Source organism: Actinoalloteichus fjordicus (assembly GCF_001941625.1).
Classification (GTDB): Bacteria; Actinomycetota; Actinomycetes; order Mycobacteriales; family Pseudonocardiaceae; genus Actinoalloteichus_A; species Actinoalloteichus_A fjordicus.
This window is the reverse complement of record NZ_CP016076.1, coordinates 1,261,289-1,283,901: the sequence shown is the minus strand read 5'-3', so window position 1 is coordinate 1,283,901 and position 22,613 is coordinate 1,261,289. Positions and strand designations below refer to the sequence as shown.

The following is a 22,613-nucleotide window of genomic DNA, read 5'->3' as shown; positions in this document are numbered from 1 at the left end:
ACGCAGATCGGACACCGACACGAGGCGCGGGCCTGCACAACCGGGCCCCTCCCCGAACTCCGGCGGCACACCGGATCGATCGACATCGGTCACCGCCGCCGACCATGCCCCCGCACCTGCGTACTCGCCTCGGGATCGGACGCCCGAGACAGCATCAGGGACTACAAGGAGTGTCATATGTCAACCACATCGTCGTGCCGGATCTGCGGAGATACGGTCAACGAGTTCATCGACTTCGGGAAGCAGCCGGCATCTGACGCGTTCGTGACGCCGGGCGAGGAGGCACAGGAGTTCTTCTTCCGGCTCGCCGTGGGGATCTGCCAGACGTGCGACATGGTGCAGCTCATGGAGGAGGTCCCCAGGGAGAAGATGTTCCACGAGGACTACCCATACCTGTCCTCGGGATCGACCGTGATGCGGGCGCACTTCGAAGGCCTTGCGCAGCGTTTCCTGAACACCGAGCTGACCGGCGACGACCCGTTCATCGTGGAACTCGGCTCCAATGACGGGACGATGCTGCACACCATCGCCACGGCAGGCGTCCGGCACCTCGGCGTCGAACCGTCCGGCGGAGTCGCCGAACTGGCCGCCACCAAGGGCATCCGGGTGCGCAAGGCCTTCTTCGAGGAGTCGACCGCCACGTCCATCCGTACCTCGGACGGGCCTGCGGACGTCATCTACGCCGCCAACACCCTGTGTCACATCCCCTACATGGAGTCGATCCTCCGGGGTGTGACGACGCTGCTCGCGCCGAACGGCGTCTTCGTCTTCGAAGACCCCTACTTCGCCGAGATCGTCGAGCGGGCCTCCTTCGATCAGATCTACGACGAGCACTTCTACTTCTTCACCGCCCGCTCGGTCGACGAGATGGCCCGGCGGCACGGCCTCGAACTCGTCGACGTCGAGCGGCTCGCCGTCCACGGCGGCGAGGTCCGCTACACCCTGGCCCGGCCGGGAGCACGGCAGCGGACCTCGGCGGTGACCGAACTGCTCGCGGCGGAGGAGGCCGCGAAGCTGACCGATCTCGCGACGCTGACCGACTTCCGGACTCGGGTCGAGAAGAACCGGGACGACCTGCTCACGTTCCTGCGGGAGCAGCGGGACAAGGGCAACCGGGTCGTCGGCTACGGGGCGACGGCGAAGAGCGCGACGGTGACCAACTACCTCGGCATCGGGCCGGACCTGGTCTCCTTCGTCTGCGACACGACGCCCGCCAAGCAGGGGAAGCTGACGCCGGGGGCGCACCTGCCGGTTCGGCCGCCGTCGGCCTTCCACGAGGACTACCCGCAGTACGCGCTGTTGTTCGCCTGGAACCACGCCGAGGAGATCATGGCCAAGGAACAGGCGTTCCGCGACTCCGGCGGACAGTGGATCCTCTACGTCCCGACCGTGCACCTTGTCTGAGCACGCGGGCGGCTCCATGGTCGACACGGCAGCACTCGTCGACACGGCAGCACGGCACGACATCGACGGCACCGAGACGGCGAACCCGGCTCGGCGCATCGCGGTGCTGGGCGCCTCCGGCTTCATCGGCTCGGCCGTGGCGGCGGCGCTGGCCCGCCGCCCGGCCCGGCTGCGGCTGCTGGCCAGGGGGCCGAGCCCGGTGCCGCCGGAAGCCGTGGACGCGGAGGTGATCACCGCCGATCTCACCGACACCGGGGCGTTGGCCGAGGCAGTGGCGGACGCGGACGTCGTGCTCAATCTGCTGCTCTACACGGGCGGCGGGACGTGGCGGGCCGCCGAGGCGGACCCGCACAGCGAGCGGACCAACGTCGGAGTGACCCGTGATCTCGTACGCATCCTCCGGTCGAACCCGCGACCGGGACCGCCGCCGATCGTCGTGGTGCCGGGCTCGACCTCACAGCTCGGTGCAGGCGGCTCGGGTCTCGTCGACGGCACCGAGGTGGACGAGCCTGCGACGGTCTACGACCGGCAGAAGTCGGCCGCCGAGAAGGTGTTGACGGACGCCACCGCCGATGGCGTGCTCCGAGGCGTGTCGCTGCGCCTGCCCACGGTGTTCGGCGCCGCCCCGCACGCCGCCGACCGGGGCGTGGTGACGGCGATGGCTCGACGCGCGTTGGCGGGCGAGCCGCTGACCGTGTGGGACGGCGGCGAGACCGAACGGGACCTGCTCCACGTCCGGGACGCCGCCGAGGCCGTCCTGGCCTGCGTCGATCATGCCGACGCGCTCTCGGGCACGCACTGGCTGATCGGGACCGGACGAGGCACGACCGTCCGCGCACTGTTCACCGCAATCGCTGCGGTGGTCGCCGAGCAGACCGGTCGCCCTGCGGTGGACGTCGTGTCGGTGCCCGCCCCCGTGCACGCGACGGAGATGGACTTTCGCAGCATCATCGCCGACCCGACCCGATTCCGGACGGTGACGGGCTGGCAGGCGGGAGTCGAGCTGCGCGCGGCGCTGAAGCACACGGTGGCTGCTCTGATCGAGGAGACCGCGCACGAGGAGTCCCTCTCGCCGCGGTCCTGATCCGGCAAGGCCGAACCAGGAACCGCTCGACAGGCAGCAAACAGCCGGCCACGGTCGACGTGCCGCTCCCGTCCTCCAGCCCGACAAGGCCGCCGACCGCGGCAGACCGGGCGGCACGTCGACCGAGCACCGCAACAGGTCCGCCGCACCCCGGCCCGCCCAACGGGCGAACGGTCTCGGCCCGCCGAACAGGCGAGAAACCGCCCTCGGCGAACACGCGAAGACCCCGGCCGCCGCCGGGAAAGGCGGCAGCCGGGGTCTCGTCAGGTCCGACCGGAACCGGGTGTCGGCGGTGTGATCGCCTCAGCTCACGACCAGGTTCCGGCGGCGGAACACCGTGATGGCGATGACCATCATCACCACGGCCATCGCCAACAGGACGCCCAGTTCGAGCATCACCTGCCCGACTCCGGTGCCGGGCGTGGTCAGGGTGAGCAGCGCGTCCATCGCCCAGGCGTGCGGGAAGACGTAGCCGACCGCGTTGAGCGCGTCGGGCGCGACCTCCCTCGGCCAGAAGCAGCCGCCGAGCATGCCGAGGATGATGCCGATGGGCGGCCCGATCGCGGGCGGATGCGAACTCGACTTCGCCAGGCTGCCGACCAGCATCGCCGCGCCCGTGGCTACCAGGCAGAACGCTCCGACGATCGCGATGACCGCCAGCGGATCGCCCCAGCTGGTGCCGAACATCAGGCTGCTCACCACGGTGATGAGCAGGGCCTGCGCCACCGCGACGAGCAGCCTGCTGACGGCCTCGCCGAGCAGGACGGCCCGCTGACTGACCGGGGCGGCCAGGGTGCGCCGCGTCATGCCCAGCCTGCGGCTCTCCACGAGTGCCGCCGCCACCGCCATCGAGTTGATGAAGGTGAACAGCAGCAGGTTGGCGGGCGCGGTGTAGGCGAAGCCGGTGGGCGTGCCGTCCCCGGAGCCGGAGGTGCTCACCGTGACGGCGACCGCCTCCTCCTGCGCGGCACGGACGTCGGCGGCGGCCTGCTCAGGGGACGAACCCGCCGAGGTGGCTGCCCGCGTGGCCTCCAGCACCGCCGACACCTTGCCGAGCGAGGCGTCGATGGCGCTGCGGGCGGCCATTCCAGTGCCGTTCATCTGGGTCATGACCAGGTCGAGTTCGGTGGAGCCGCTGGGAATCACCAGTCCCGCCGCGAGTGAGCCCTGCCGGACGGCGTCGCCCAGCGCATCCGCGCTCTCGACGTCCTCGACGGCCAGCGAGGAGTTGTTCCGCAGCTCCGCGAGGATCGCCTCGCCCGTCTCGTCGACGTCCTGGGCGACGACGCCGACCGGGATCTGTGCTCCCGAGGAGCTGCCGCCCATGGCGAGTCCGACGAAGATGATGGCGATGAACGGCATCACCACCATGAAGAACAGACCCATCCGGTCGCGGGTCTGGCGGCGAAGGTTGGCGGCGACCAGCGCGCCGACGGCACGCAGCGTCATCCGAAGAGTCCTTTCCGAAAGCGGAGCGCGGCGAGCGCACCCGTGACCAGCGCGATCCCGCCGATCACGGCGAGAGGAACCGCGACCGCGCCGATGCCGCCGCCGGAGACGGCGAGTTCGGACAGGCCGGTGGACGCCCACCCGTTCGGCGTGATCAGCGCCAGCGTCTGGAGGACGTCCGGCAGGTTGTAGAGCGGGACGAGGCTGCCGCCCAGAACCGCGAAGACGAAGGCGATGCCCAGGTTGAAGCCGTCGGCCTGTGCGTCGGTCTTGGCGCCGCTGGCGATGAGCATCGTGATCGCCGTCGCCGCGAGCGCGTGTGCGGCGCACAGCGCGAACACGGCGAGTGGATCACCCCAGCTCGTCCCGAACAACAGCACCGACGAGCCCCACGTGACGCACATGCTGGTCAACGCGAGGCCGAAGCCGACGAGCCCCTTCCCCGCCACGGCCGTCCACGGTGGAACCGGTGCCGCCCTGATGCGGCTGAGCGTCCCGTTCTGCCGCTCGGTGAGCAGACTCCGCGCGGAGGTGCCCACGACGAGGAAGGCGAACAGCACGGCCATGCCCGACCCGTAGTAGACCGAGGAGTCGATGCTGCCCCCGGTCATCGGGTCGCTGTTCAAGGTCAGCGCGGGGCCTTCGGCGCCGTTGGCCTCGACGAACTCCCCGACCTCGTCACTGGGCACGCCCGCGTCCAGCGAGGCCCGCACCGCCAGGGTGCGTGCCTCGACGAGTGCCGAGATCCGGTCGACCATGCTCGTGGCGACGACGCCCGCCAACGGCGCGGCCTCGGAGGTCATGACGTCGACCTCGCCGCCTCGGCCGTCGCCGACGCTGTCGCTGAAGCCGGGGGGGAACACGATCGCGGCGCCGATCGCGCCCTCGTCCAGTGCGGTGCGAGCCTCGTCCTCGGCGTCGAAGGCCTCTAACGTGAGGATGCCCTCGAGTTCCTCGGAGTCCAGCGCCTCGCTCTGGACGCTGGCCGGGAACTCGCCGCCGTCGAGGTCGACGATGCCGATCGTGGCCCGCAGCGGCGGATCGTCGCCGCCGAGGGCGAAGCCGAACATCGAGGCCAACGCCACCGGGGCGACCAGGGCGATCAACAGCGCCGTGCCGTCACGAAGCCGGGTGCGCAGCTCGTGGCCGCTGACCACCAGCAGTGCTCTCAGCATGATCAGTCCCTCAGCTTGCTGCCGGTCAGGTGCAGGAAGGCCGCTTCGAGGTCGGGTTCGACCACCTCGACGCCGGTGACGGCCGCCGAGCCCTCGACGGCGCCGATCAGCGACGGCAGCAGGTGTCTGCCGTCCTTGGCGACCAGCCGGACGGTCGAGCCGTCGACCACGACGGCCTCGGTGACGCCCTCCACGGTCCGCAGCTTCTCCGCCGCAGTGGTGAGGTCGCCGTCCAGCACCAGCTCCACGCGGTCGGCGGTGCCGAGCCGGGAGACCAGCTCCTTACGGGTGCCCTCGGCCACCAGCCTGCCTCGGTCGATGACGCCGACCCGGTGGCTGATCCGCTCGACCTCCTCCATGTAGTGGGAGATGTAGAGCAGGCTCATGCCCTGCTGGACGAGGAGTTCCACGCCGTCGAGGATCGCCTTGCGACTCTGCGGGTCCACGCCGACCGTCGGCTCGTCGAGCACGAGGATCTTGGGCTCGTGCAGCAGCGCGGCGCCGATGTTGATCCGCCGCTTCATACCGCCGGAATAGCCGCTGATCTTCTCGTCGGCGCGGTCGGTCAGCGTGACCAGTTCCAGGACCTCGTCGATGCGTCTGCGCAGGTCACGTCGGGACAGGCCGTAGAGCCTGCCGAAGTAGCGCAGGTTCTCCCGGCCGGTGAGCTCGGGGAACAGCGCGATCTCCTGCGGCACGTACCCGATGTGCGCCTTGGCCTTCATCGGGTCGCCCGCCAGGTCGGCACCGCAGATCCGCACGGTTCCCTTGTCGGGTCGCAGCAGGCCGACCAGCATGGACACCGTCGTGCTCTTGCCTGCCCCGTTGGGGCCGAGCAGGCCGTACGCCTGCGCGGGCTCGATCTGGAAGCCCACGTCGTCCACGGCGAGGTTGTCGCCGTAGCGCTTCTCCAGACCCTCGCACACCAGGGTGGGAGTCATCGGGCGCCTCCTGAGGAACAGCCCTCGATGTGCTCGGGCGAGGTGCGGTCCACGACGTTGTTCTCGAAGTACTGGCGTTCGAGGCCGTCACTGACGTCGACGTCCAGCGGCTCGTTGCCGGTGATGCGGTTCCACAGCACCTTGTTGTCCGCGACCTCGCCGCCGCCCCACTCCGTGGAGGAGGCCATCGCCACCGCGCCGCCGATGACCGAGGGCCCGCTGGGTCGGTGATCGACGATGCGGTTGCCGACGACCGTGGTGCGACAGGCGCCGATCAGACCGACGCCGACCCCGGAGATCGGCGGACCCGCCGCGCCGAGCCCCTCGGGCTCGACGCCTGCCGACAGGCCGTTGTCATACAGGTCGTTGTCGGCTACGAGGTTGTCGGTCGCGCCACCGGGCGGCTCACCGGGGTAGGCCTGGTTGAGCACCAGGACGCCTGCGGCGTTGCCGTGACTGCGGTTGCGTCGTACCTGGGCGAACGAGGCGTTGTCGACGAAGATCCCGAAGGCGTTGTCGAAGGTGTCGTTGTCCTCGATCAGCGCGTCGGAGCGGGAGCAGAAGCTGAGGGCGATGCCGCCGTATCGGCTGCCGGACGCGGTGCAGCGCAGCACGCGCACGCCGCCGGACTCGCGGACGTAGACGCCCCAGAGTTCGTTGTCCCGCACCACGAGGTCCTCGAAGTCGAGGTCGGAGGTGGTGTGCGCGTACACGCCCGCGCCGCTGAAGCCCTGCACGGTCAGGCCGCGCAGCGTGATGCCGGTGACGCCCTCGGCGTGGATGACGATGCCGCTGGAGACCTCCGTGGTGGCATCCGTCAGCTCGGGTATCCCGTCGGGAGCCGTCCCGCCGGGAATCAGGACGGTCCGCTCGGCGCCGTCGCCGACGAGTGTCACCCCGCTGTGTCTGATCAACAGATGTTCGGCGTAGGTACCCTCGGTGAGTCGGACGGTGGCGCCCGCCCCCGCGCTGTCGAGCGCTTGCTGGATGGATTCGCCCGGTCTCACGACCGTCTCAGCAGGGGCTTGAGCTAAGGACATCCTGGTGCTCCCTTCTTGGTCATCGTCTTCGCGGAAGTCGTCACCACGGCCAGTGCGACGAGCACGCTCTCGTCCAGGCCCCAGCGGGCGGCGCCGGTGACGCTCAACCCGCCCTGACCGGGTGCCAGCCGCGCCAGTGCGGCGGTGCGGCTCGCGCCGCGCACGGCGTAGGTGTCGGTGGTGGTCAGTGCGAACCCGGTGGCCGCGCCGAGGCCTGCCGCCGCCTCGTCGAGCAGCGCAGTGACCTCGTCGTCGATCTCCTCGGCCTGCGCGGGGACCGCAGGGGCAGGCGGCGGGACGGACCCGACGGCAGACGCTCGTTCGAAGTCATGCCAGCTGAATCCGTCCGGACGGCCGCCGACCGCCTTGATCAGGCATTCCTTGACGGCGAAGTCGGGGGCGGCGTCGGCGGCGCCCGTGTGCAGCTTTCGCTCGGACGGCGTGGCGACCTGTCGGAGGTAGACGTCGCCGAGGTCTGAGAGCATGCGTCTCAGTCGGCCTCTCTCCACTATGTCCACCCCGAGCAGTACCGCCACCGTCGTCACGCAGGCACGCTCGCGAACTTTGTCATGAACCGCGCTAGATGAGAAGAATACTCATCTCCGCGTTCGAGCATCGGGATATGACCGCAGTCCTCGATGAGGACCATGTCGCTGGTGGGATGGGCCTCGACGACGTCGACCCAGGCGTCGACCGGCGTCATCCGATCGTGTCTGCCCCATAGGTACAGCGACGGGCAGCGCACCGTCTCCAACGCGGCCTGCACCGGATAGGACCGCGTCGCACGAAGGCTGCGGGCCATGCTCAGCATCGAGTTCGGCTGCTCCAGCAGCGTTCCCGTCTCCGCGAGCTGCTCGTCGCTGAAGTGGCGTCCGGAATGGAACAACGCCGCCATCATCCGCGCCTCGAACTCGGGTCCGCTGGGCTTGACCCCGGCTCGACGGTCCATGCTGAGTCCTACGTCCGGGTCGGCGGTCAGGCCGGGCGCACCGCTGACCACGATGCCGCGCACCCGGTCGGGGAACCGCAGGGCCAGATCGATCGCGACGAGCCCGCCCAGCGAGTTGGCGCAGACCACGAGGTCCTCGACGCCTGCCGCGTCACAGACCGCCAGCATCGCGTCGCCGAGCCGCTCGATCGACCCCGCGACCTTGCTGTCCACCGCGCAGACGGGCTGATTGGTGCGCAGGACCGACCAGCCCGCGTCCGACAGCGCCTGATACGGGTGATCCCAGATCCAGCCACCGGCGAACAGGGCGGAGACGAACACTGCGGTAGGCCCGGCACCGCCGTCAAGCCGGTGGTCTGCGGTGAACAACGTCATGAAGCGCTCCAGTCACAGTAGGGGTTCTGGCTCCGGGGCCCATCCGCAGTCGCACGCGGCGGCACCGGGCTCGACGCCGTGCATCGTGACGACCGAGTCGCACTCCGGGCACCGCGCGTACTCCCGGATCGCGGTGGGCTCCCAGATGCTGGTCAGCGCCCGCGTGCAGAGTCCGCTCTTGAAGAACCGGCGCATCGCCCGTTGATGCGGTCTGGCGTGCACGGCCCGCACCGACTCCGCCCGGTCGAAGGCCGTCAGGGTGAACTTCCGGCGGCCGATGTCGAAGGTCGAGGCGCCCAGGAAGCCCTGGGAGGCCCGCAGCGACTTGACGACCTCCACGCTCAGCAGATCGACGTCGGCGGCCTCCGCGTCGTCGCGGATCTCCAGCCAGGTCAGGGCGAGCACGCCCGGCGGCGTCGTGCGCCCCACCGAGGTCCGGGAGCTGACGCCGAACTCCCGATCACCGTCGGCGGCAGGGGTGAACCGAGCCTCGAAGCCCAGGGCGGCGGCCACGGCGAGCCGGTCGAAGGTCCGCACCACGTGCGCCCCGTCGGCGTCGGCGGTGACCACGTCGGTGCCGCGCACCGCGACGGCGCCGCCGGTGGCGGGCATCCCGAGGTATGAGGAGCGGTGATCGGCGGTGAGCCGCCAGGAGACCAGGACGACCTCCGCCGAGGGGACCAGCTGCTCGATCTCGATCCGCAGTCCGGCGAACCGCGCGAGCACCTGCTCGGCGTGGGCGAGAAGCGCGTCGCCGGCGATCGGCTCCTCGGTGTCCGGGTCGCTGAACGAGGCGACGGAGTCCGCGACGGCCGAGGCGTCACCGGTCTGCCAGGCCGCCAGGTGCGCTCGAACGATCTCGATGAGTTCCACGTTCACGCCGCCTCGCAATGGTGGTCTTCCGGTAAGGGCGCCGAGGCGATGGCCACCGACAGCGCCGTGTCGCGGGTGTGGCTGATCGACACCCGGATCTGCTCTCCGCCGCGCTCCGCCGCTCGGCGGGCGAGATCGCCGCTGAGCCGGACCCTCGGCGGATGGCCGTGCAGGCACGCGGCGGTCGCCGCGCACATCGGCGACGGCTGCGGAAGCACCTCCGCCTGACCGAGGTGCTCTGCCGTCTCCGCCACGGCCAGCAGGCGCAGCACCGCGTACTTCGCCGCCAGCCTGCCCGCCCAGTGCTCCAGGGTGCGGCCCGCGCCGGAACGCAGCCGCTCGGCGCGGGTGAACACCTCGTCGATCGACACCGGCTCGCCCCGGCCGGGTGCCCGGTCGGACGGACTCGCCGCACCCCGTCCGGCATCCGCGCCGTCCGGTGCGACGGGCTCTGTATCAGCGGGCCGTCGAGCCGACAGGCCCACGAGGAGCTGCTGCGGCTCGGTCAGCCCCGCGAAACGGACGACGGCCGAGCCCGCCCGGTTCATGCGGCCCCGGCCTTGACGAGCCTGCGTGCCGCCGACGGGTCGGCCATGCTGACGCAGCGGGTCGGGGTGCCGCGCAGCAGGGCGGTGAGGGTCTTGCTGTCACCGACCTCGACGCAGGTGGCGCCCTCGATCCTGGTCATCGTCTCCGCCCACCGCACCCGGCGGGTGAGCTGCTCGATCAGACAGTCCCGCACGACGTCGAGGTCGGTGGTCGGTTCGGCGGTCGCATTGGGGATCACCGGGATGCGCGGCGCGGCCATCGGCTCCGCGCGCACCGCATCGGCCCACCGCTGCGCGACGGGTGCCATCAGCGGCGAGTGGAAGGCGTCGCTGACCTCCAGCGGGCGGACCTTCCCCGGGCTGTCCACTGCGGTCACGAATCGCTCGATCGCCGCGCGGGAGCCCGACACGACCACGTTCTCCTGCGCGTTCTCCAGCCCCACCACCAGCGGTTCGTCGGGAGTGGACGCCTCGGCGACCAGCGCCTCCACCTCCGCCTGCTGCATCCCCCGCACGGCGGTCATCCCGCCGAGGCCGCCGCACTCGGCCATCAGCCGCGCCCGCGTGGAGACCAGCCGGAGCGTGCCCGCCAGATCGAGCACCCCGGCCGCGTGCAGCGCGCTGATCTCCCCGACGCTGTGCCCGGCGACGATCTCGGGCTCGTGGCCCTCCTCCGCCAGCACCGCCAGGGCCGCCAGATTGCACACCGTGACGGCGGGCTGGGCGTTCTCGGTCGCGATCAGCGCGCTCGTCGGCCCGGACGCGCAGAGGGCCGAGACCGGCGCGGGCAGGAGTTCGTCGGCCCTGGCGAACACGTCGGCCGCGACCTTCCTGGCCCGCAGCCGCGCCCCCATTCCCACGCGGAGCGTGCCCTGACCGGGAAAGAGAAACGCGAGCATGATCTGACCTCCTGACTCTGGAGAACCTCGGCACTCTCTACAGCCGCCGGCGGCGCCGCGTCGCCCCACTGGCCTGCTGGGTGCCCAGGAAGCCGAGGAGGAGTTCGTTGACCCGCTCGGGGGCGTCCAGCGGAATCCAGTGGCTGGCGCCCTCGATGCGCTCGTAGCGCCACGGTCCCTTGACGTGCCTGCCCGACTCGGCCATGCCCTCCTCCAGCAGGGCCTTGTCACCGCTGGACCAGATGCCCAGCGTCGGCGACAGCACCGGCGGGAAGTTGCCCTGCGGCTCCAGTTCGGCGGCGGGCGATCGGTTGGCGCGGTACCAGTTCAGCCCCGCGGTCAGCGCGCCCGGCTTGGCCAGTTCCCGCAGGTAGCGCGCGTGGTCGCCCTCGCCGCCGATGATCTGCTTGAACAGTCGCCATCCGTTGCGCCGCAGCAGCTGCTCGCTGACGCCGGGGAACTGGTAGTAGAGCATGTACCAGGACAGCTCCCGCTGCGCGATCGACGGAGTCAGCGAGGTCGCCGGGTGGCCCACCGACAGCACGGCGAGGTGGTCGACCCGCCGAGGCATGAGGAAGGCGTACATCCACGCCACCGCGGCGCCCCAGTCGTGGCCGACGACGTGGGCCTTCTGGATGTCCAGCGCCTGGGTCAGCGCGACCACGTCGTTGATGATGGTGCGCAGGGTGTAGGCCTCGATCTCCTGCGGCTTGCTCGACTCGCCGAACCCGCGCAGATCGGGCGCGATGACCCGGTATCCCGCGTCGAGAAGGGCCGGAATCTGATTCCGCCACAGGTAGGAGGAGTCGGGAAAGCCGTGCAGCAGCAGCACGGGATCGCCATGGCCCTCGTCGACGAACGCGATGTCGACGCCGTTGACGTGCAGCTTCTTGTTGGTCACACCGTCTCCCTCAGCAGCCGCTCGGCGAAGAACTCGCTGAACCCGAACTCCGGCACGTTCTCCGGGCCGACCATGTTCAGCAGGCCGGTGACCTGGAAGGCGTCGTTCTCGGTCATCAGCCTGCGGGCCCGCCTGCGCCGTTCTACGGCGTGCGGCCCGAACTCCACCTGTAGCTTCGTCATGATCTTCGCGCCGTAGTGCAGTCGCTCCATCCGGGCGTTGCGCTCGGAGATGAACGGCTCGAAGGCCTCCTGCGACCAGTCGTCGCCACCGGTCAGCACCTCACACACCATCCGCGCATCCCGCAGGCTCGTGGAGAGCCCGGTGCCGAGGATGGTGTCGCTGGTTCCGGCCTCGTCGCCGATGAGCACCACGCCCTCGGCCAACGGCTTCTGGTCGGTGATGCTCACCACCGACGGCCACACCACCAACGGCCCGGCCTGTTTCGCTGCCTGAACCGCTTTACCGCCGTCGGGCAGTGCGGCGAGGTCATAGGCGGCAAGGAAACGCTCGACGCGGTCTGCACCGCGATACTTCTCCTGGTCGCCCGTGGCGAAGTTCAGGTAGAGCCGCGCCCGGCCGTAGCCCTGCGGGAACACCATGAACATGACGTCGCCCTCGGTGCCCATCGCCTGCACGTCGACCGGCCAGTCGTCCAAGCCCTCCACGAGCATTCCGGCGCCCCAGTGGTGGACCTCGGTGGTGGTGCTGACGCCGATCTGCCTGCCGACCGCACAGGCCCGGCCGCTGGCGCCGAGCACCATGCGGGCCCGGACCTCGTGCTCGCCCTCGCTGGTGCGGTATCGCACCGACGGCTCCCGGCCTGCCGTGACCTCGATCTTGGACGCGCCCATCACCACCTGCGCACCCAGGCGCACGGCCTGCTCCGTCACGGCCTCGCAGACGCCCCAGTGCGGGAAGGACTGCGGGCCGCCGACCTCCGGCAGGAAGCGGGTCATGTCCACGGCCATCGCGTCGTCGGGGTGCACGACCTCGTCCCACTGGACCCACTCGCGGATCTCCCAGGCACCGCCCGCCGCGAAGGCGTCGTCGACCCCGAGGAGCTGGGTCTCGCGAATCCCCCATGGCGCGAGCCACTCGCCACGCACCAGGTCCGTGTAGGTCTTCTGCTTCTCCAGCATCAGGACCGACAGACCGTGCGCGGCCAGGTTGCTCGCCGAGGCCGATCCGGCGATGCCGCCGCCGATCACGACCACGTCGACGTCGTCGTGGGTCACTTCCCCCACCCCTCCCAGAACGTGCGCTGGCCGGCGTCGATGCGCTCCGCCGGTCGGAAATTCGTGCCGAGCGTGTACGCGACGGGCACCATGCAGACCTGCGTCACGCCGGACGGGATGCCGAGCAGCTCCGCCGCCTGCCGCGCGAAGGGCAGGTGCATGCAGGTGATCGTGCTGCCGAGCCCTCGGCTGCGCAGGGCCAGTTGCAGGGACCAGATCGCCGGAAAGATCGAGCCGTAGAACGTGCTCGCCCGCAGCTGTCCGAGCCGCACCTGGTGAGCCGGATCGTCGGCGGGCTTGTGCGCGTTGAGGCGTTCCCACTCGGCGTCGATCGTCGCGGCATCCGGCGGCCTGCCCACGACACAGGGCAGGATCAGCGCGGGCACCCTGGCGACGGCCGCAGGCAGCGCGGCGGCCGACTCCTCGTTGCGGCGGGCCTGCGGCGAGTTCCGCCGCCTGCCCGACTTCGTGGAGATCTCGGCCTTGTGGAACCGCCAGGCCCGGCGGAACAGCTCGGCCAGCGACTCCTTGGTCTCCGGATCGGTGATCACCAGCCAACGCCAGTTCTGCGCGTTGTCGGCGGTCGGCGCCTGCACCGCCAGGCGCAGCGACTCCTCGATCAGCTCCCTCGGCACCGGGGTGTCCAGGTCCAGCCTGCGCCGGACCGACCGGGTGGTGCTCAGGAGTCGGTCGGTCTCGGCGAGGTCGAACGGCGCCGAGTTCACGGCTTCCCCAGCAGGATCGTGCCCCGCAGCGAACCAGGCGCCGAGGTCAGCGCGAGCGCCGAGGTCACCTCGCCCGCCATCTCCGGCTTGGTCACATAGCGGTCCATGGCGCCGAATCGAGGGCTGGTGAGCCCGACCAGCGCGGGTGCGACGCCGTCGCGGACGGCCATGGCGGCCACCGCGAGGTTCATCGCGCCGGACGCGGCCTGGCAGTCTCCGGTCTGGCCGACCGGGCTGGTGAGCAGCCCGTCGGGAACGGCGTCGAACAGCACGGCCGCCTCGTCGGCGTCGGCGCTGCCGCCGGTGCCTGCGCCGACCACCAGACCGACGTCGGCGACGGACAGACCGTCGAGGCTGCGCCTGATCAGCTCGCCGTCGCCGTCGGCTCCGTCACTCGCCGCGTGGCGGGTGCCGAGGATCTCGGCGTAGGGCCTGCCGCCTCGGGCCCGGCAGTGTTCGGCGGACTCCACCACGAAGGCCACCGCGCCGGAGCCGGGAATCGTGCCGTCGTGATCCCGGCCGTAGGGCGTGGTGCCGGGTGCCTCGGGGGCAGGCTCCGCCGTCTCGTCGGCGGCCACGACCAGCACGACCTCGGCCTTGCCCGACCGGATCGTCTCGACCGCGCAGTCCAGTGCGATCGAGGCGGAGGCGCCGCCGTTGCAGATGGTGGTGGTGGGTCCGCGCAGACCGAGGGTCTGGCAGACCGCGCCGCCCGTGGCGTTGAGCACGACGTTGGAGAAGCTCAGCACCGAGGGCTTGTTCGGGTTGGCCGCGACGCTCTCGTCGAACCCGCCGGTGCTCTCCACGGAGCCCGCCGCGGTCGCGAAGATCACGCCGATGTCCTCCATGGCAGCCCTCGGCAGCTTCAGGGCGGCGTCCTCCCAGGCCAGCCGCGAGGCGGCGATGGCGAGGCGGGACAGGTCGTTCATGTGCCGCCACAGGGAACGCGGCGCGAAGGTCCGCCCGGTCAGCGACGGGACCTGCCCGGCGGCCTGTCTGCCGGTGGCGATCGCCTCGGCGAGGTCCGCGACGCCGATGCCCAGTCCGCTCACCGGTCCGAGACCGCTGATGACGACCGGCGTTCGCGGCAGCTCCTCGTACTCCCGTTCGCCACGCGGGGTGGTGAGCACCAGCGAGACGTTGTTCCCGCCGAACGCGTAGTTGTTGGAGACCACCGTGTCGATCGGGAAGGACCGCGCGGTGTTCGGCACGAAGTCCAACGGCGGCGGGCCCGACTCGGCGGGCGCGGTCGCCGGGTCGGCTGCCGCGTTCTCGGTCGCGTCGTTCTCCGGAGCCTCGTCGAAGCCGATGGTGGGCGGGGCCGTCCCGTGCCGCAGCGCGAGCACGCTGGCCACCGCCTCCACGGCGCCCGCCGCACCGAGGGTGTGCCCGAGGAACGACTTGATGCTGCTGGTCGGCACCTGTCCGGCACGATCGCCGAACACGGTGCGCATGACCTTGATCTCCATCGAGTCATTGGCGGGCGTGCCGGTGCCGTGCCCGGAGACGTAGCTGACGTCCTCGGCCGTCATGCCCGCGTCCGCGAACGCCCGACGCATCGCGCTGGCACCGCCGCGACCGGTGGGATCGGGAGCGGTCGCGTGGTAGGCGTCGGCCGAGAGCCCGTAGCCCGCGACCTCGGCCAGCGGCGTCCCGCCCCGAGCCAGCACCCGATCCAGCGGCTCGACCACCAGGAAGGCGGCGCCCTCGCCGAGGTTCAGGCCGTCGGAGGTGCTGTAGGGCCTGCACGGCCCGGTGCTCAGCGCCTGAAGACCGGCGAACCCGGCGTAGGTGCCGAACAGCAGGGGGTCGACGCCGCCCGCCAGCACGACGTCGGCCTCCCCGGTGAGGATCTTGTCCCTGGCCAGGCCCACCGCGTTGCCGCCTGCCGCACAGGCGGTCGACACCAGGATGCGCGGTCCGCGAGCGCCGAGTCGGCCCGCGACCACGTCGCCGGTGCGGTGCATCGGCTGGTATCGGCCCTCGGCGTCCGGCGTCGCCTGACACTTGCCGAGCACGATGCCGAAGCGGTCGCCGTCCACGACGTCGGACGCCAGCCCGGCGCCCGCGACGGCCTGCCGCGCCGCGACCAGGGCCAGTTGAGCGGTCCGATCGAGGTCGGCGTCGCCCGCCGGGAGTTGATCAGTGATCCACTCGGTGGGGACCTGCCCGGCGAAGCGGGCGTCGAAAGCCGCGTAGGCCCCGTCCGAGATCGGCGTGATGCCGCTGTCCCCGGAGGTCAGCCGCGCCCAGAACTCGACCGGATCACGGCCGATGGCACAGATGACACCGAGTCCGGTGATGACGACTGGTCGCAGCGCCATGCTCGTGTTCCTCCTAGACGATCAAGCGATCAGACGATCGGAATGCTCCAGCTCTTGGGCGAGACGTACGGGCTGGTCAGCGTCTCGATCTCCGCGTCGCCCGCCGTCAGGTCCAGCCCGGCGGCCGCGAGATCGGACTCGACCCTGGCGAGCCCGAGCGCGGCCCCGAGGCCGACGCTGTACACGGCGTGCACGACCTCGCCGATGTCCTGCCCGGCGGCCAGCACCCGCGTGCCCGGCGCGGGAACGGCGTCGCCGCCCCGGAAGCCGATGGTCCGGGGGCCGCTCTGCTCGGCGAAGGCCGCGAGCACGGCGTCCCGCCCGACGAAGGACTCCTTGGTGATGTCCACGAGCCAGCCCGCGCCGACCTCCAGGACCCCGGTGCCCGCAGGCGCCTCGTGGCGGACCACCGGCTGGCGGACCTCCAGCATCGCCAGCTCCAGCACGTCCTGCCCGGCGGGGACCGCGTGCTCACAGGCCTGCGTCCACAGCTTCTTGGCGGTCTCGTGCGCGGCGACGACCTTGTAGCCGTACTCGCCGCTGGAACCGGTGCGGCCGAACAGGATGTCGGCGCCGTCCCACTGGGTGTCCACGACGCTGTCCAGCGGAAGCGCGGCCAGCTCGCTGTCGATCAGCCTGCCGATGACGCCCCAGGAGTACGGGCCCTCGACGGCGATGACGGTCAGCTCGTCGGAGCGGTCGACGATCTCGACCTCGTCCGCGTTCTGCGACCGGAGGTACTCGATCAGCCGAGTGCCCGCGCCGCAGGAGCTCTCCAGGATCGCGCCGTCCTCTCGGCCCCAGACCACGACCTGATCGACGATCGCGCCCGTCTCATCGAGGATCAGGCTCGTGGTGGAGCGCTCGGACGTCAGGTACTCGACGTCGCGGGCCAGCACGCGCTGGAGGAAGTCGCCTGCCGAGGAGCCGCGCACCTGCACGAGCCGCGACCCGCCGAGGTCCAGCACGGCGGCCCGGCCGCGGATCGCCTCGTACTCGGCCTCGGTCGTCGTGTAGCGCAGCGGGACGGAGGCCTCCAGCACCTGGCCGTAGACGGTTCCCTCAGGATGAACCGGGGTGAGTGCGGATTCCATTCGTCACACCTTTCTCAACGTGTTGTTGGCGCCGGGGTCGGTGATCGTGATGACGCCCTCGGCGGCGACCTGGTCGTCCGTCCTGGCCACGACGCGGTACTCGCCGACACCGCGCGCGCCTGCGGTGCGCACGGCGGAGAGCACGATCCGGTCGCCGGGCACGATCCGCTTCTTGAAGCGCATCGACCGGACTCCGGTGAGATAACTGATCTTTCCCGCGCCTGCCAGCGAGAAGACGACGCCCGCCAGCTGGGCCATCGCCTCGATGACGACGATGCCGGGCAGGATCGCCTCGTCCGGGAAGTGTCCTTGGAACCAGAACTCGGTCCCGGCGACGTTCTTGATCGCCACGCCCTCGACGCCGGGCTCGACCTTCTCGATCCGGTCCAGCAGCAGCATCGGCCACCGGTGCGGGATCAGTTCCTTGATCTGGTCGTTGCTGAGATTGGTGAGCGTCTTGGGCTTCTCGGCGCTCGGCGCCGAACTCGCCTCCGGGCTCGCGGCGGAACTCGTCTCCGGAGTCACGTCCGGCTCCACGTCGGTGCTCGTCATGCCACGGCTGCCTGCGCCGTCCGCAGCGCAGGGTTGACGGAGTCGGCGAGCCTGGAGACCGAGCCGAACACGGACATGTCGCTGTCGTAGAGCGCCACACCGAACTCGGCCTCGATGGCGACGTAGAGCTCCAGGACGTCGAGGCTGTCCAGTTCGAGGCCCCGGCCGAACAGCGGCTGGTCGTCGCTGATCCACTCTGGCTCGATCGGCAGGTCCAGCCGCGACACGATCATCTTCTTGATCTGGGCACAGGTCTGCTTCCGCTCGCCTGCACGCGCCCGCAACTCGTCGATGGTCATCTTCTCTCCTTGCCGGTCGTTTCGGGTGACGCTCCGCTAGCCGAGCCCGCCGCCGTTGGCGACGAGCACCGCCCCGGTGACGTAGGAGGCGTTCTCGGAAGCCAGGAAGCTCACGAGTCGCGCGATCTCGTCCGGGCGTCCCATCCGGCCGAGTCGGATTCGGGACTCGTACTGCTTGCGGATGGGGCCGGACAGCGCGCGGGTCATGTCCGTGGCGACGAAGCCGGGCGCGACCACGTTCGCCCGCACGCCGTGCGGGGCGGCCTCGTAGGCCAGCGCCTTGGTGAAGGAGATGATCGCCCCCTTCGACGCCACGTAGTTCGTCTGTCCGGGGAACCCGCCGTCCAGGCCGCTGGAGGAGGACAGCGTCACGATCGCGCCGCTGCGCTGGTGCTGCATGATGCGCAGCCCCTCACGGCAGGACAGGAAGGTGCCGGTGACGTTGACGTCCATCGGCTCGCGGAACTGCGCGAGGCTCATGGCGACCAGGTGTCGGTCTCGGGTGATCCCGGCGCTGGTCACCAGCACGTCGAGCCTGCCGTGCACCGATCGGACGGTCTGGAACATCTCGCGGACCGCGGTCTCGTCGGTGACGTCGGCGCAGATCGCCGTGGCCTTGCCGCCCGCCTCCTCGATCTCGGCGACGGTCTCCTTCGCATCGCTCTCGGAGCGGGCGTAGTTCACCAGGACGTGGGCGCCCTCGCTTGCCAGGTCGAGTGCGGCGGCGCGGCCGATCCCGCGTGAACCGCCGGTCACCAAGGCCACCGAGCCTTCGGGGAAAAGCATCCTCGTCTCCAGCCGTCGGCGGTTCGTCACATTCACGGACAGGCGGGGGCGTCGTCGTCCTCACCGTGGCTCCGTCGATGGGATGCACCGCACCGGATTCACCTCGAACGCGTCTGGCGGCGCGGACCCCGGTCGTGCAGGGGCAGCGATGCCCTCGACCAGCGCGTTCGCAGGCTCGTAGTTCTCAAGCGTCATGTCCGCCTCGCTTGAGACCGAACGCTAGCCGGGCCGGTTATCACGGTCTTCTCGTTTCGATACTCGGCGATTGACCAGCGAGATCGCAGCGGCGATCCTCAGCCGCATGACAGAGAACGAGGTCGAGGTCCTGATCGTCGGCGGCGGGCCCGTCGGCCTTGCCACCTCGATCGAGCTCTCCCGGCACGGGGTCTCCTCGTTGCTCGTCGAGAAGCACGAGGGGACGTCGATCTTCCCGAAGGCGCGGCTCGTGTCCACCAGGACGATGGAGATCGTCCGGTCCTGGGGCGTGCAGTCCGCGGTGGAGGAGGCCGGGCTGCCGCGCGACGACAGCCTCGCGCTGGGCATCGGCCCGACACTGACGTCGCCCGACTTCCGCCGCGAGGTCGCGCGCATCCACGAGGACGCGCCCCAGAGCCCCACCTACAACTACATCTGCGCCCAGGACGGCTTCGAGGTCATCCTCCGCGAGCTGGCCGAGTCGCTGCCCGGGGGCGAGGTCCGCTTCGCCACCCGGATGACGCGGCTGGCGGTCGACGACGACGGCGTCACCGCCACGATCGCCGACGCCGACGGAGAACGGCAGGTCCGCGCCCGCTACGTCGTGGCCGCTGACGGCAGCCGCAGCGGCGTCCGCGAGTCACTGGGCGTCGCCGTGACCGGCCCGCCGCCGTTGAGCCACATGGTCAGCGTCCTGTTCGACGCCGACCTCGGCACCCTGCTGCACGATCGCCTCGGCGCGCTGTACTTCGTCTACGGCGAGGTCTACTGCGCGGTGGAGTCGGTGGACAACAGACGGCGGTGGACCCTGCAGACCGGCTACGAGCCCGACCAGGGCGAGAGCGCGAGCGACTTCACCCACGAGAGCTGCATCGAACTGGTGCGGGCCGCCGTCGGCGTCGCCGACCTCCCCGTGCGGATCGTCGGGATGCTGCCCTGGATTCAGCAGGCCGTGGTCGCCGAGGAGTTCCGCAGCGGTCGGGTGTTCCTGGTCGGCGACGCGGCACACGTGGCCACGCCGCAGGGCGGCTTCGGGATGAACTGCGGCATCCAGGACGCGCACAACCTGGCGTGGAAGCTGGCCTCGGTCCTGCGCGGCGAGGCAGGGGACGCCCTGTTGGACACCTACTCGACCGAGCGCCGCCCGGTCGCGGACTGGACGGTTCAGGAGAGCCTGCGCAACGCGCTCATCACCATCGACATGATGGAGGACCGCCTCACGATGCAGGAGGCGGGCGACCTTCAGGCGCATCGGCGCCGTGCGGAGGGCCTCGTGCTGGGCTACCGGTACGAATCGCCCGCCGTCATCGCGGACGGAACGCAGGCCCCGGCACCGGAAGACCCGTACGAGACCTATCTGCCGACCGCCCGGCCCGGCCATCGTGCGCCCCACGTCTGGCTCTCGCACCGGGGACGACAGGTGTCCACGCTGGACCTGTTGGGCACCTCGCTCACCCTGCTGAGCCCGGCGGGCAGCGGTTGGGACGTCGCCGCAGCACAGGCGGCCGACCGGCTGGACGTCCCGCTGGACGTGCTGCTGATCTCGCCGGACGATCCGGCCTTCCCGACCTCACCGACCTGGGCGAAGGAGTACGGGCTCACCGACACCGGCGCGGTGCTCATCCGCCCGGACGGCCACGTCGCCTGGCGCTGCGCCGAGGGCGTCCCCGCCGCCGACGACCTGGTCAAGGCCGTCGACGCGGTGCTCTGCCGGGGGTGATCGGGCCTGCTGAACACGCAGCCCGAACGGTGATCACGGCTTCAGCCCCTGCCGGGCGCGGGTGGTGGCCCGCAGTTCCTGATAGCTCGACGCGAAGTTCATCCACCAGCCACGCGCATCGGATGCCGTGATCGCCTGAGCAAGCTGTTTCGCGGACTCGGTACGCAGCGCCTGGATCGACGTGTCCTGCCAGGGCTCGGTGGCGTACCCCTGCGTCGCGTACTCCCTCGCCTGCAACAAGGTCTCGATCTTGTCGGCATCGTGGGCGACCTTGGACTCCAAGGGTCTCGGTGTCTTCGTACTCTGCGGTCAGCCCCTGGAAGACGGTCGCGAGTTCAGCCGGCAGTGCTGCCGTCTGATGGGCCGTCACAGCCTGTGGGACGGCAGTGGTGACGTAGGCCCGGCCGACGGAGGGCACATCGCCGATGCGAGTCTCGGGTACGTCGTGCATGAGGCACAGAGCTGCGGTTCTCCCAGGATCGGCGCCTTCCATCGCCGCGAGCGCCATTCCGATGATGCCGACTCGGAAGGAGTGCTCGGCCACGCTCTCCGGCTGCTGGATGCCGAGAAGCTGCCAGCCGGAGCGAGGCAGGTTCTTCAGGTGTCCGGCCTCATGCAGGAAGGCGCCCAGACCGACCAGCGGATGCACTTGGCCCTCGGGGACCGGCAGGCTTGCCTGTCCAGTCACATACACACCGCCTCCGGGTCGACTCTGCACGAAACCCTCGTCCCGCACCGTGCGAATCGCCGAGCTGACCGTTGCTCCGGTGACACCGAAGAACTTCGCCAATTCGTCCCCAGTCGGTAGTTGCGCCTCTGGTTCGAGCTCGCCGGAGAGGATCGCCGCGCGGATGATCGCCGCAATCTTGACGGAGGGGCTCCGAGGGTCGTCCGGGTCGAGTGGCTGCATGACATGAGCCTATCCGCCTGATCAGAGCCGAATATTCTGATCGGCGGACCACTCGATCCCTCCGAGATTCTGCCGACTTCGATCGCAGCCGCCATGCGATCACGCGGTTGCCCGACGGGATCAGACCATTGATCACAGCCCCGCGACTTCAACCATTCGGTCCGCCGCTCGATGATGTGGGCCGCGCGATCCACGTCGCCAGAGGTCGCGCGACGCATGAGGTAGCCCATCAGTGCCCTACCTCGTAGGTGAGAGTCCACTTGTTTGACGGGAAGATGCTTACCATGTGCCGCATGGGAGTTCCGTCCGCGCGTCGCGACGTCCGGCGGTGTTGGACGACCGGGAGGCTGGCGGGGATGTCGAGTGCGGCCATCTCCCGAGGGTGAGGACGTCCGCTTGAGAAAGGTTGCCCGCCTTGCGCAGCCGTGCCAGGTTCACGGCGAGCGGCACGTTCAGGTCTCCTCAGTCGGGGCGGCCGGGTGCCCGGCGTCGCACAGAACGGGACGGCCGTCGCCTCTGAGCGCAGCCATGCCGACGCTTATCGTCCGGTGCAGTGCGGTCTTCACCAGTTGCGCCGCGTCGTGGAGCGTGTACAAGCCTGCGGACCTGATCTCCGAGTCGTTCGACTGGATCGGGGCGACGTCGGAGTCGTCGATCTGCCCACCGTCGAAGATGAATGCCATCCCTTCGGGCATTGCACCGGACGCGGGAACGTGGTTGATGACCAGCAGCCCGCCCAGCCTGCGTGACCAGCCAAGTTCCTCATGAACTTCTCTGGCCGCCGTGGCCCATGGTGATTCCTCGGCTTCCACGGCGCCGCCGGGGATCTCCCACTCGGTCTTATATGTGGTCTCGACGAGCAGGACACGTCCATCGGCGTGATGGAACAGGACTCCGGCCGACATGCGCCGTCGATGCAAGGCGCGGATGTAGTCCTCGTAGTCCAGCAACTCCACGCACGGGAGATTACCGGCGTTGACCAATCCACAGTCCCTGCCTCACAGGCAATGAACGCCGACCTTCACCCGAGAAAGCCGCCTCTCACGCTCTTCTGTCGGACCTTCCCCTGCCGGCCCTTGTGGTTGCGACCCAGACAACCAGCGGCGGACTGTTCCCATGCTCGCCGCACTCG

22 protein-coding genes and 1 pseudogene are annotated in these 22,613 nt (G+C 70.2%); 3 read left to right on the top strand and 20 right to left on the bottom strand.

Going from position 1 to position 22,613, the window contains the following annotated elements; all coding sequences use genetic code 11:
• The first annotated feature begins 177 nt into the window (after positions 1 to 177).
• A complete protein-coding gene (locus UA74_RS05885; RefSeq protein ID WP_075739379.1) occupies positions 178 to 1,404 on the top strand; it encodes a class I SAM-dependent methyltransferase in 1,227 nt (408 codons plus the stop codon).
• Positions 1,397 to 2,488: an NAD-dependent epimerase/dehydratase family protein gene (locus tag UA74_RS05880; protein ID WP_232237646.1), complete on the top strand. Its 1,092-nt coding sequence runs from the start codon at positions 1,397 to 1,399 to the stop codon at positions 2,486 to 2,488. Before UA74_RS05885 ends, UA74_RS05880 begins: the two co-directional genes overlap by 8 nt.
• 303 nt (positions 2,489 to 2,791) lie before the next feature.
• Here the strand turns inward: UA74_RS05880 and UA74_RS05875 are convergent, their stop codons facing one another.
• The 17 genes from UA74_RS05875 to UA74_RS05795 are packed head-to-tail and all read right to left on the bottom strand — an operon-like array spanning position 2,792 to position 18,656.
• Positions 2,792 to 3,937: an ABC transporter permease gene (locus UA74_RS05875; protein WP_075739378.1), complete on the bottom strand. Its 1,146-nt coding sequence runs from the start codon at positions 3,935 to 3,937 to the stop codon at positions 2,792 to 2,794.
• Positions 3,934 to 5,112 carry an ABC transporter permease gene (locus tag UA74_RS05870; RefSeq protein ID WP_075739377.1) on the bottom strand — a complete coding sequence of 393 codons (1,179 nt, stop codon included), beginning with the start codon at positions 5,110 to 5,112 and terminating at the stop codon, positions 3,934 to 3,936. Before UA74_RS05870 ends, UA74_RS05875 begins: the two co-directional genes overlap by 4 nt.
• Positions 5,113 to 5,114: 2 nt before the next feature.
• On the bottom strand, positions 5,115 to 6,053 hold the full coding sequence (locus tag UA74_RS05865) for an ABC transporter ATP-binding protein (protein ID WP_075739376.1): 939 nt from the start codon (positions 6,051 to 6,053) through the stop codon (positions 5,115 to 5,117).
• Positions 6,050 to 7,060: a right-handed parallel beta-helix repeat-containing protein gene (locus tag UA74_RS05860; protein WP_232237645.1), complete on the bottom strand. Its 1,011-nt coding sequence runs from the start codon at positions 7,058 to 7,060 to the stop codon at positions 6,050 to 6,052. The genes UA74_RS05865 and UA74_RS05860 overlap by 4 nt, the downstream gene beginning before the upstream one ends.
• Before the next feature lie 23 nt (positions 7,061 to 7,083).
• Positions 7,084 to 7,638, bottom strand: coding sequence for a 4'-phosphopantetheinyl transferase superfamily protein (locus UA74_RS05855; protein ID WP_075739374.1), 555 nt, complete (start codon positions 7,636 to 7,638; stop codon positions 7,084 to 7,086).
• Positions 7,635 to 8,417, bottom strand: a complete 783-nt coding sequence (locus UA74_RS05850; protein ID WP_075739373.1) for an alpha/beta fold hydrolase — start codon at positions 8,415 to 8,417, stop codon at positions 7,635 to 7,637. The genes UA74_RS05855 and UA74_RS05850 overlap by 4 nt, the downstream gene beginning before the upstream one ends.
• Positions 8,418 to 8,429: 12 nt before the next feature.
• Entirely contained in the window at positions 8,430 to 9,296 is an 867-nt protein-coding gene (locus tag UA74_RS05845; RefSeq protein ID WP_232237644.1) for an ester cyclase, read from the bottom strand.
• Positions 9,293 to 9,838, bottom strand: a complete 546-nt coding sequence (locus tag UA74_RS05840; RefSeq protein ID WP_075739372.1) for a holo-ACP synthase — start codon at positions 9,836 to 9,838, stop codon at positions 9,293 to 9,295. Before UA74_RS05840 ends, UA74_RS05845 begins: the two co-directional genes overlap by 4 nt.
• Positions 9,835 to 10,737: an ACP S-malonyltransferase gene (locus UA74_RS05835; RefSeq protein ID WP_075739371.1), complete on the bottom strand. Its 903-nt coding sequence runs from the start codon at positions 10,735 to 10,737 to the stop codon at positions 9,835 to 9,837. Before UA74_RS05835 ends, UA74_RS05840 begins: the two co-directional genes overlap by 4 nt.
• Before the next feature lie 37 nt (positions 10,738 to 10,774).
• On the bottom strand, positions 10,775 to 11,638 hold the full coding sequence (locus UA74_RS05830; protein ID WP_075739370.1) for an alpha/beta fold hydrolase: 864 nt from the start codon (positions 11,636 to 11,638) through the stop codon (positions 10,775 to 10,777).
• The gene (locus tag UA74_RS05825; RefSeq protein WP_075743458.1) at positions 11,635 to 12,876 is read right to left on the bottom strand and encodes an NAD(P)/FAD-dependent oxidoreductase; all 1,242 of its coding nucleotides are present in this window, start codon (positions 12,874 to 12,876) and stop codon (positions 11,635 to 11,637) included. The genes UA74_RS05830 and UA74_RS05825 overlap by 4 nt, the downstream gene beginning before the upstream one ends.
• Positions 12,873 to 13,601, bottom strand: coding sequence for a nitroreductase family protein (locus tag UA74_RS05820; protein ID WP_075739369.1), 729 nt, complete (start codon positions 13,599 to 13,601; stop codon positions 12,873 to 12,875). Before UA74_RS05820 ends, UA74_RS05825 begins: the two co-directional genes overlap by 4 nt.
• Entirely contained in the window at positions 13,598 to 15,925 is a 2,328-nt protein-coding gene (locus tag UA74_RS05815) for a beta-ketoacyl-[acyl-carrier-protein] synthase family protein (protein WP_075739368.1), read from the bottom strand. Before UA74_RS05815 ends, UA74_RS05820 begins: the two co-directional genes overlap by 4 nt.
• A gap of 29 nt (positions 15,926 to 15,954) precedes the next feature.
• On the bottom strand, positions 15,955 to 17,019 hold the full coding sequence (locus UA74_RS05810) for a glycine cleavage T C-terminal barrel domain-containing protein (RefSeq protein ID WP_075739367.1): 1,065 nt from the start codon (positions 17,017 to 17,019) through the stop codon (positions 15,955 to 15,957).
• 3 nt (positions 17,020 to 17,022) lie between these two features.
• The gene (gene fabZ, locus UA74_RS05805) at positions 17,023 to 17,571 is read right to left on the bottom strand and encodes a 3-hydroxyacyl-ACP dehydratase FabZ (RefSeq protein ID WP_083682955.1); all 549 of its coding nucleotides are present in this window, start codon (positions 17,569 to 17,571) and stop codon (positions 17,023 to 17,025) included.
• Positions 17,568 to 17,870, bottom strand: a complete 303-nt coding sequence (locus UA74_RS05800) for an acyl carrier protein (RefSeq protein ID WP_075739366.1) — start codon at positions 17,868 to 17,870, stop codon at positions 17,568 to 17,570. Before UA74_RS05800 ends, fabZ begins: the two co-directional genes overlap by 4 nt.
• Positions 17,871 to 17,906: 36 nt before the next feature.
• Positions 17,907 to 18,656 carry a 3-oxoacyl-ACP reductase family protein gene (locus UA74_RS05795; protein WP_075743456.1) on the bottom strand — a complete coding sequence of 250 codons (750 nt, stop codon included), beginning with the start codon at positions 18,654 to 18,656 and terminating at the stop codon, positions 17,907 to 17,909.
• Positions 18,657 to 18,957: 301 nt separating this feature from the next.
• On the opposite strand from UA74_RS05795, the gene UA74_RS05790 reads away from it, so the two are divergent.
• Positions 18,958 to 20,571, top strand: a complete 1,614-nt coding sequence (locus tag UA74_RS05790; RefSeq protein ID WP_083683932.1) for an FAD-dependent monooxygenase — start codon at positions 18,958 to 18,960, stop codon at positions 20,569 to 20,571.
• A 33-nt stretch (positions 20,572 to 20,604) separates the two neighbouring features.
• Here the strand turns inward: UA74_RS05790 and UA74_RS33340 are convergent, their stop codons facing one another.
• The 3 genes and pseudogenes from UA74_RS33340 to UA74_RS05780 form a co-directional block, all read right to left on the bottom strand.
• Positions 20,605 to 20,853, bottom strand: a complete 249-nt coding sequence (locus tag UA74_RS33340) for a hypothetical protein (protein ID WP_232237643.1) — start codon at positions 20,851 to 20,853, stop codon at positions 20,605 to 20,607.
• A gap of 13 nt (positions 20,854 to 20,866) precedes the next feature.
• Positions 20,867 to 21,481, bottom strand: a pseudogene (locus UA74_RS34240) (HD domain-containing protein); the annotation flags it as partial.
• A gap of 452 nt (positions 21,482 to 21,933) precedes the next feature.
• Positions 21,934 to 22,437, bottom strand: a complete 504-nt coding sequence (locus tag UA74_RS05780; RefSeq protein ID WP_075739365.1) for an NUDIX domain-containing protein — start codon at positions 22,435 to 22,437, stop codon at positions 21,934 to 21,936.
• Between the last annotated feature and the right edge of the window lie 176 nt (positions 22,438 to 22,613).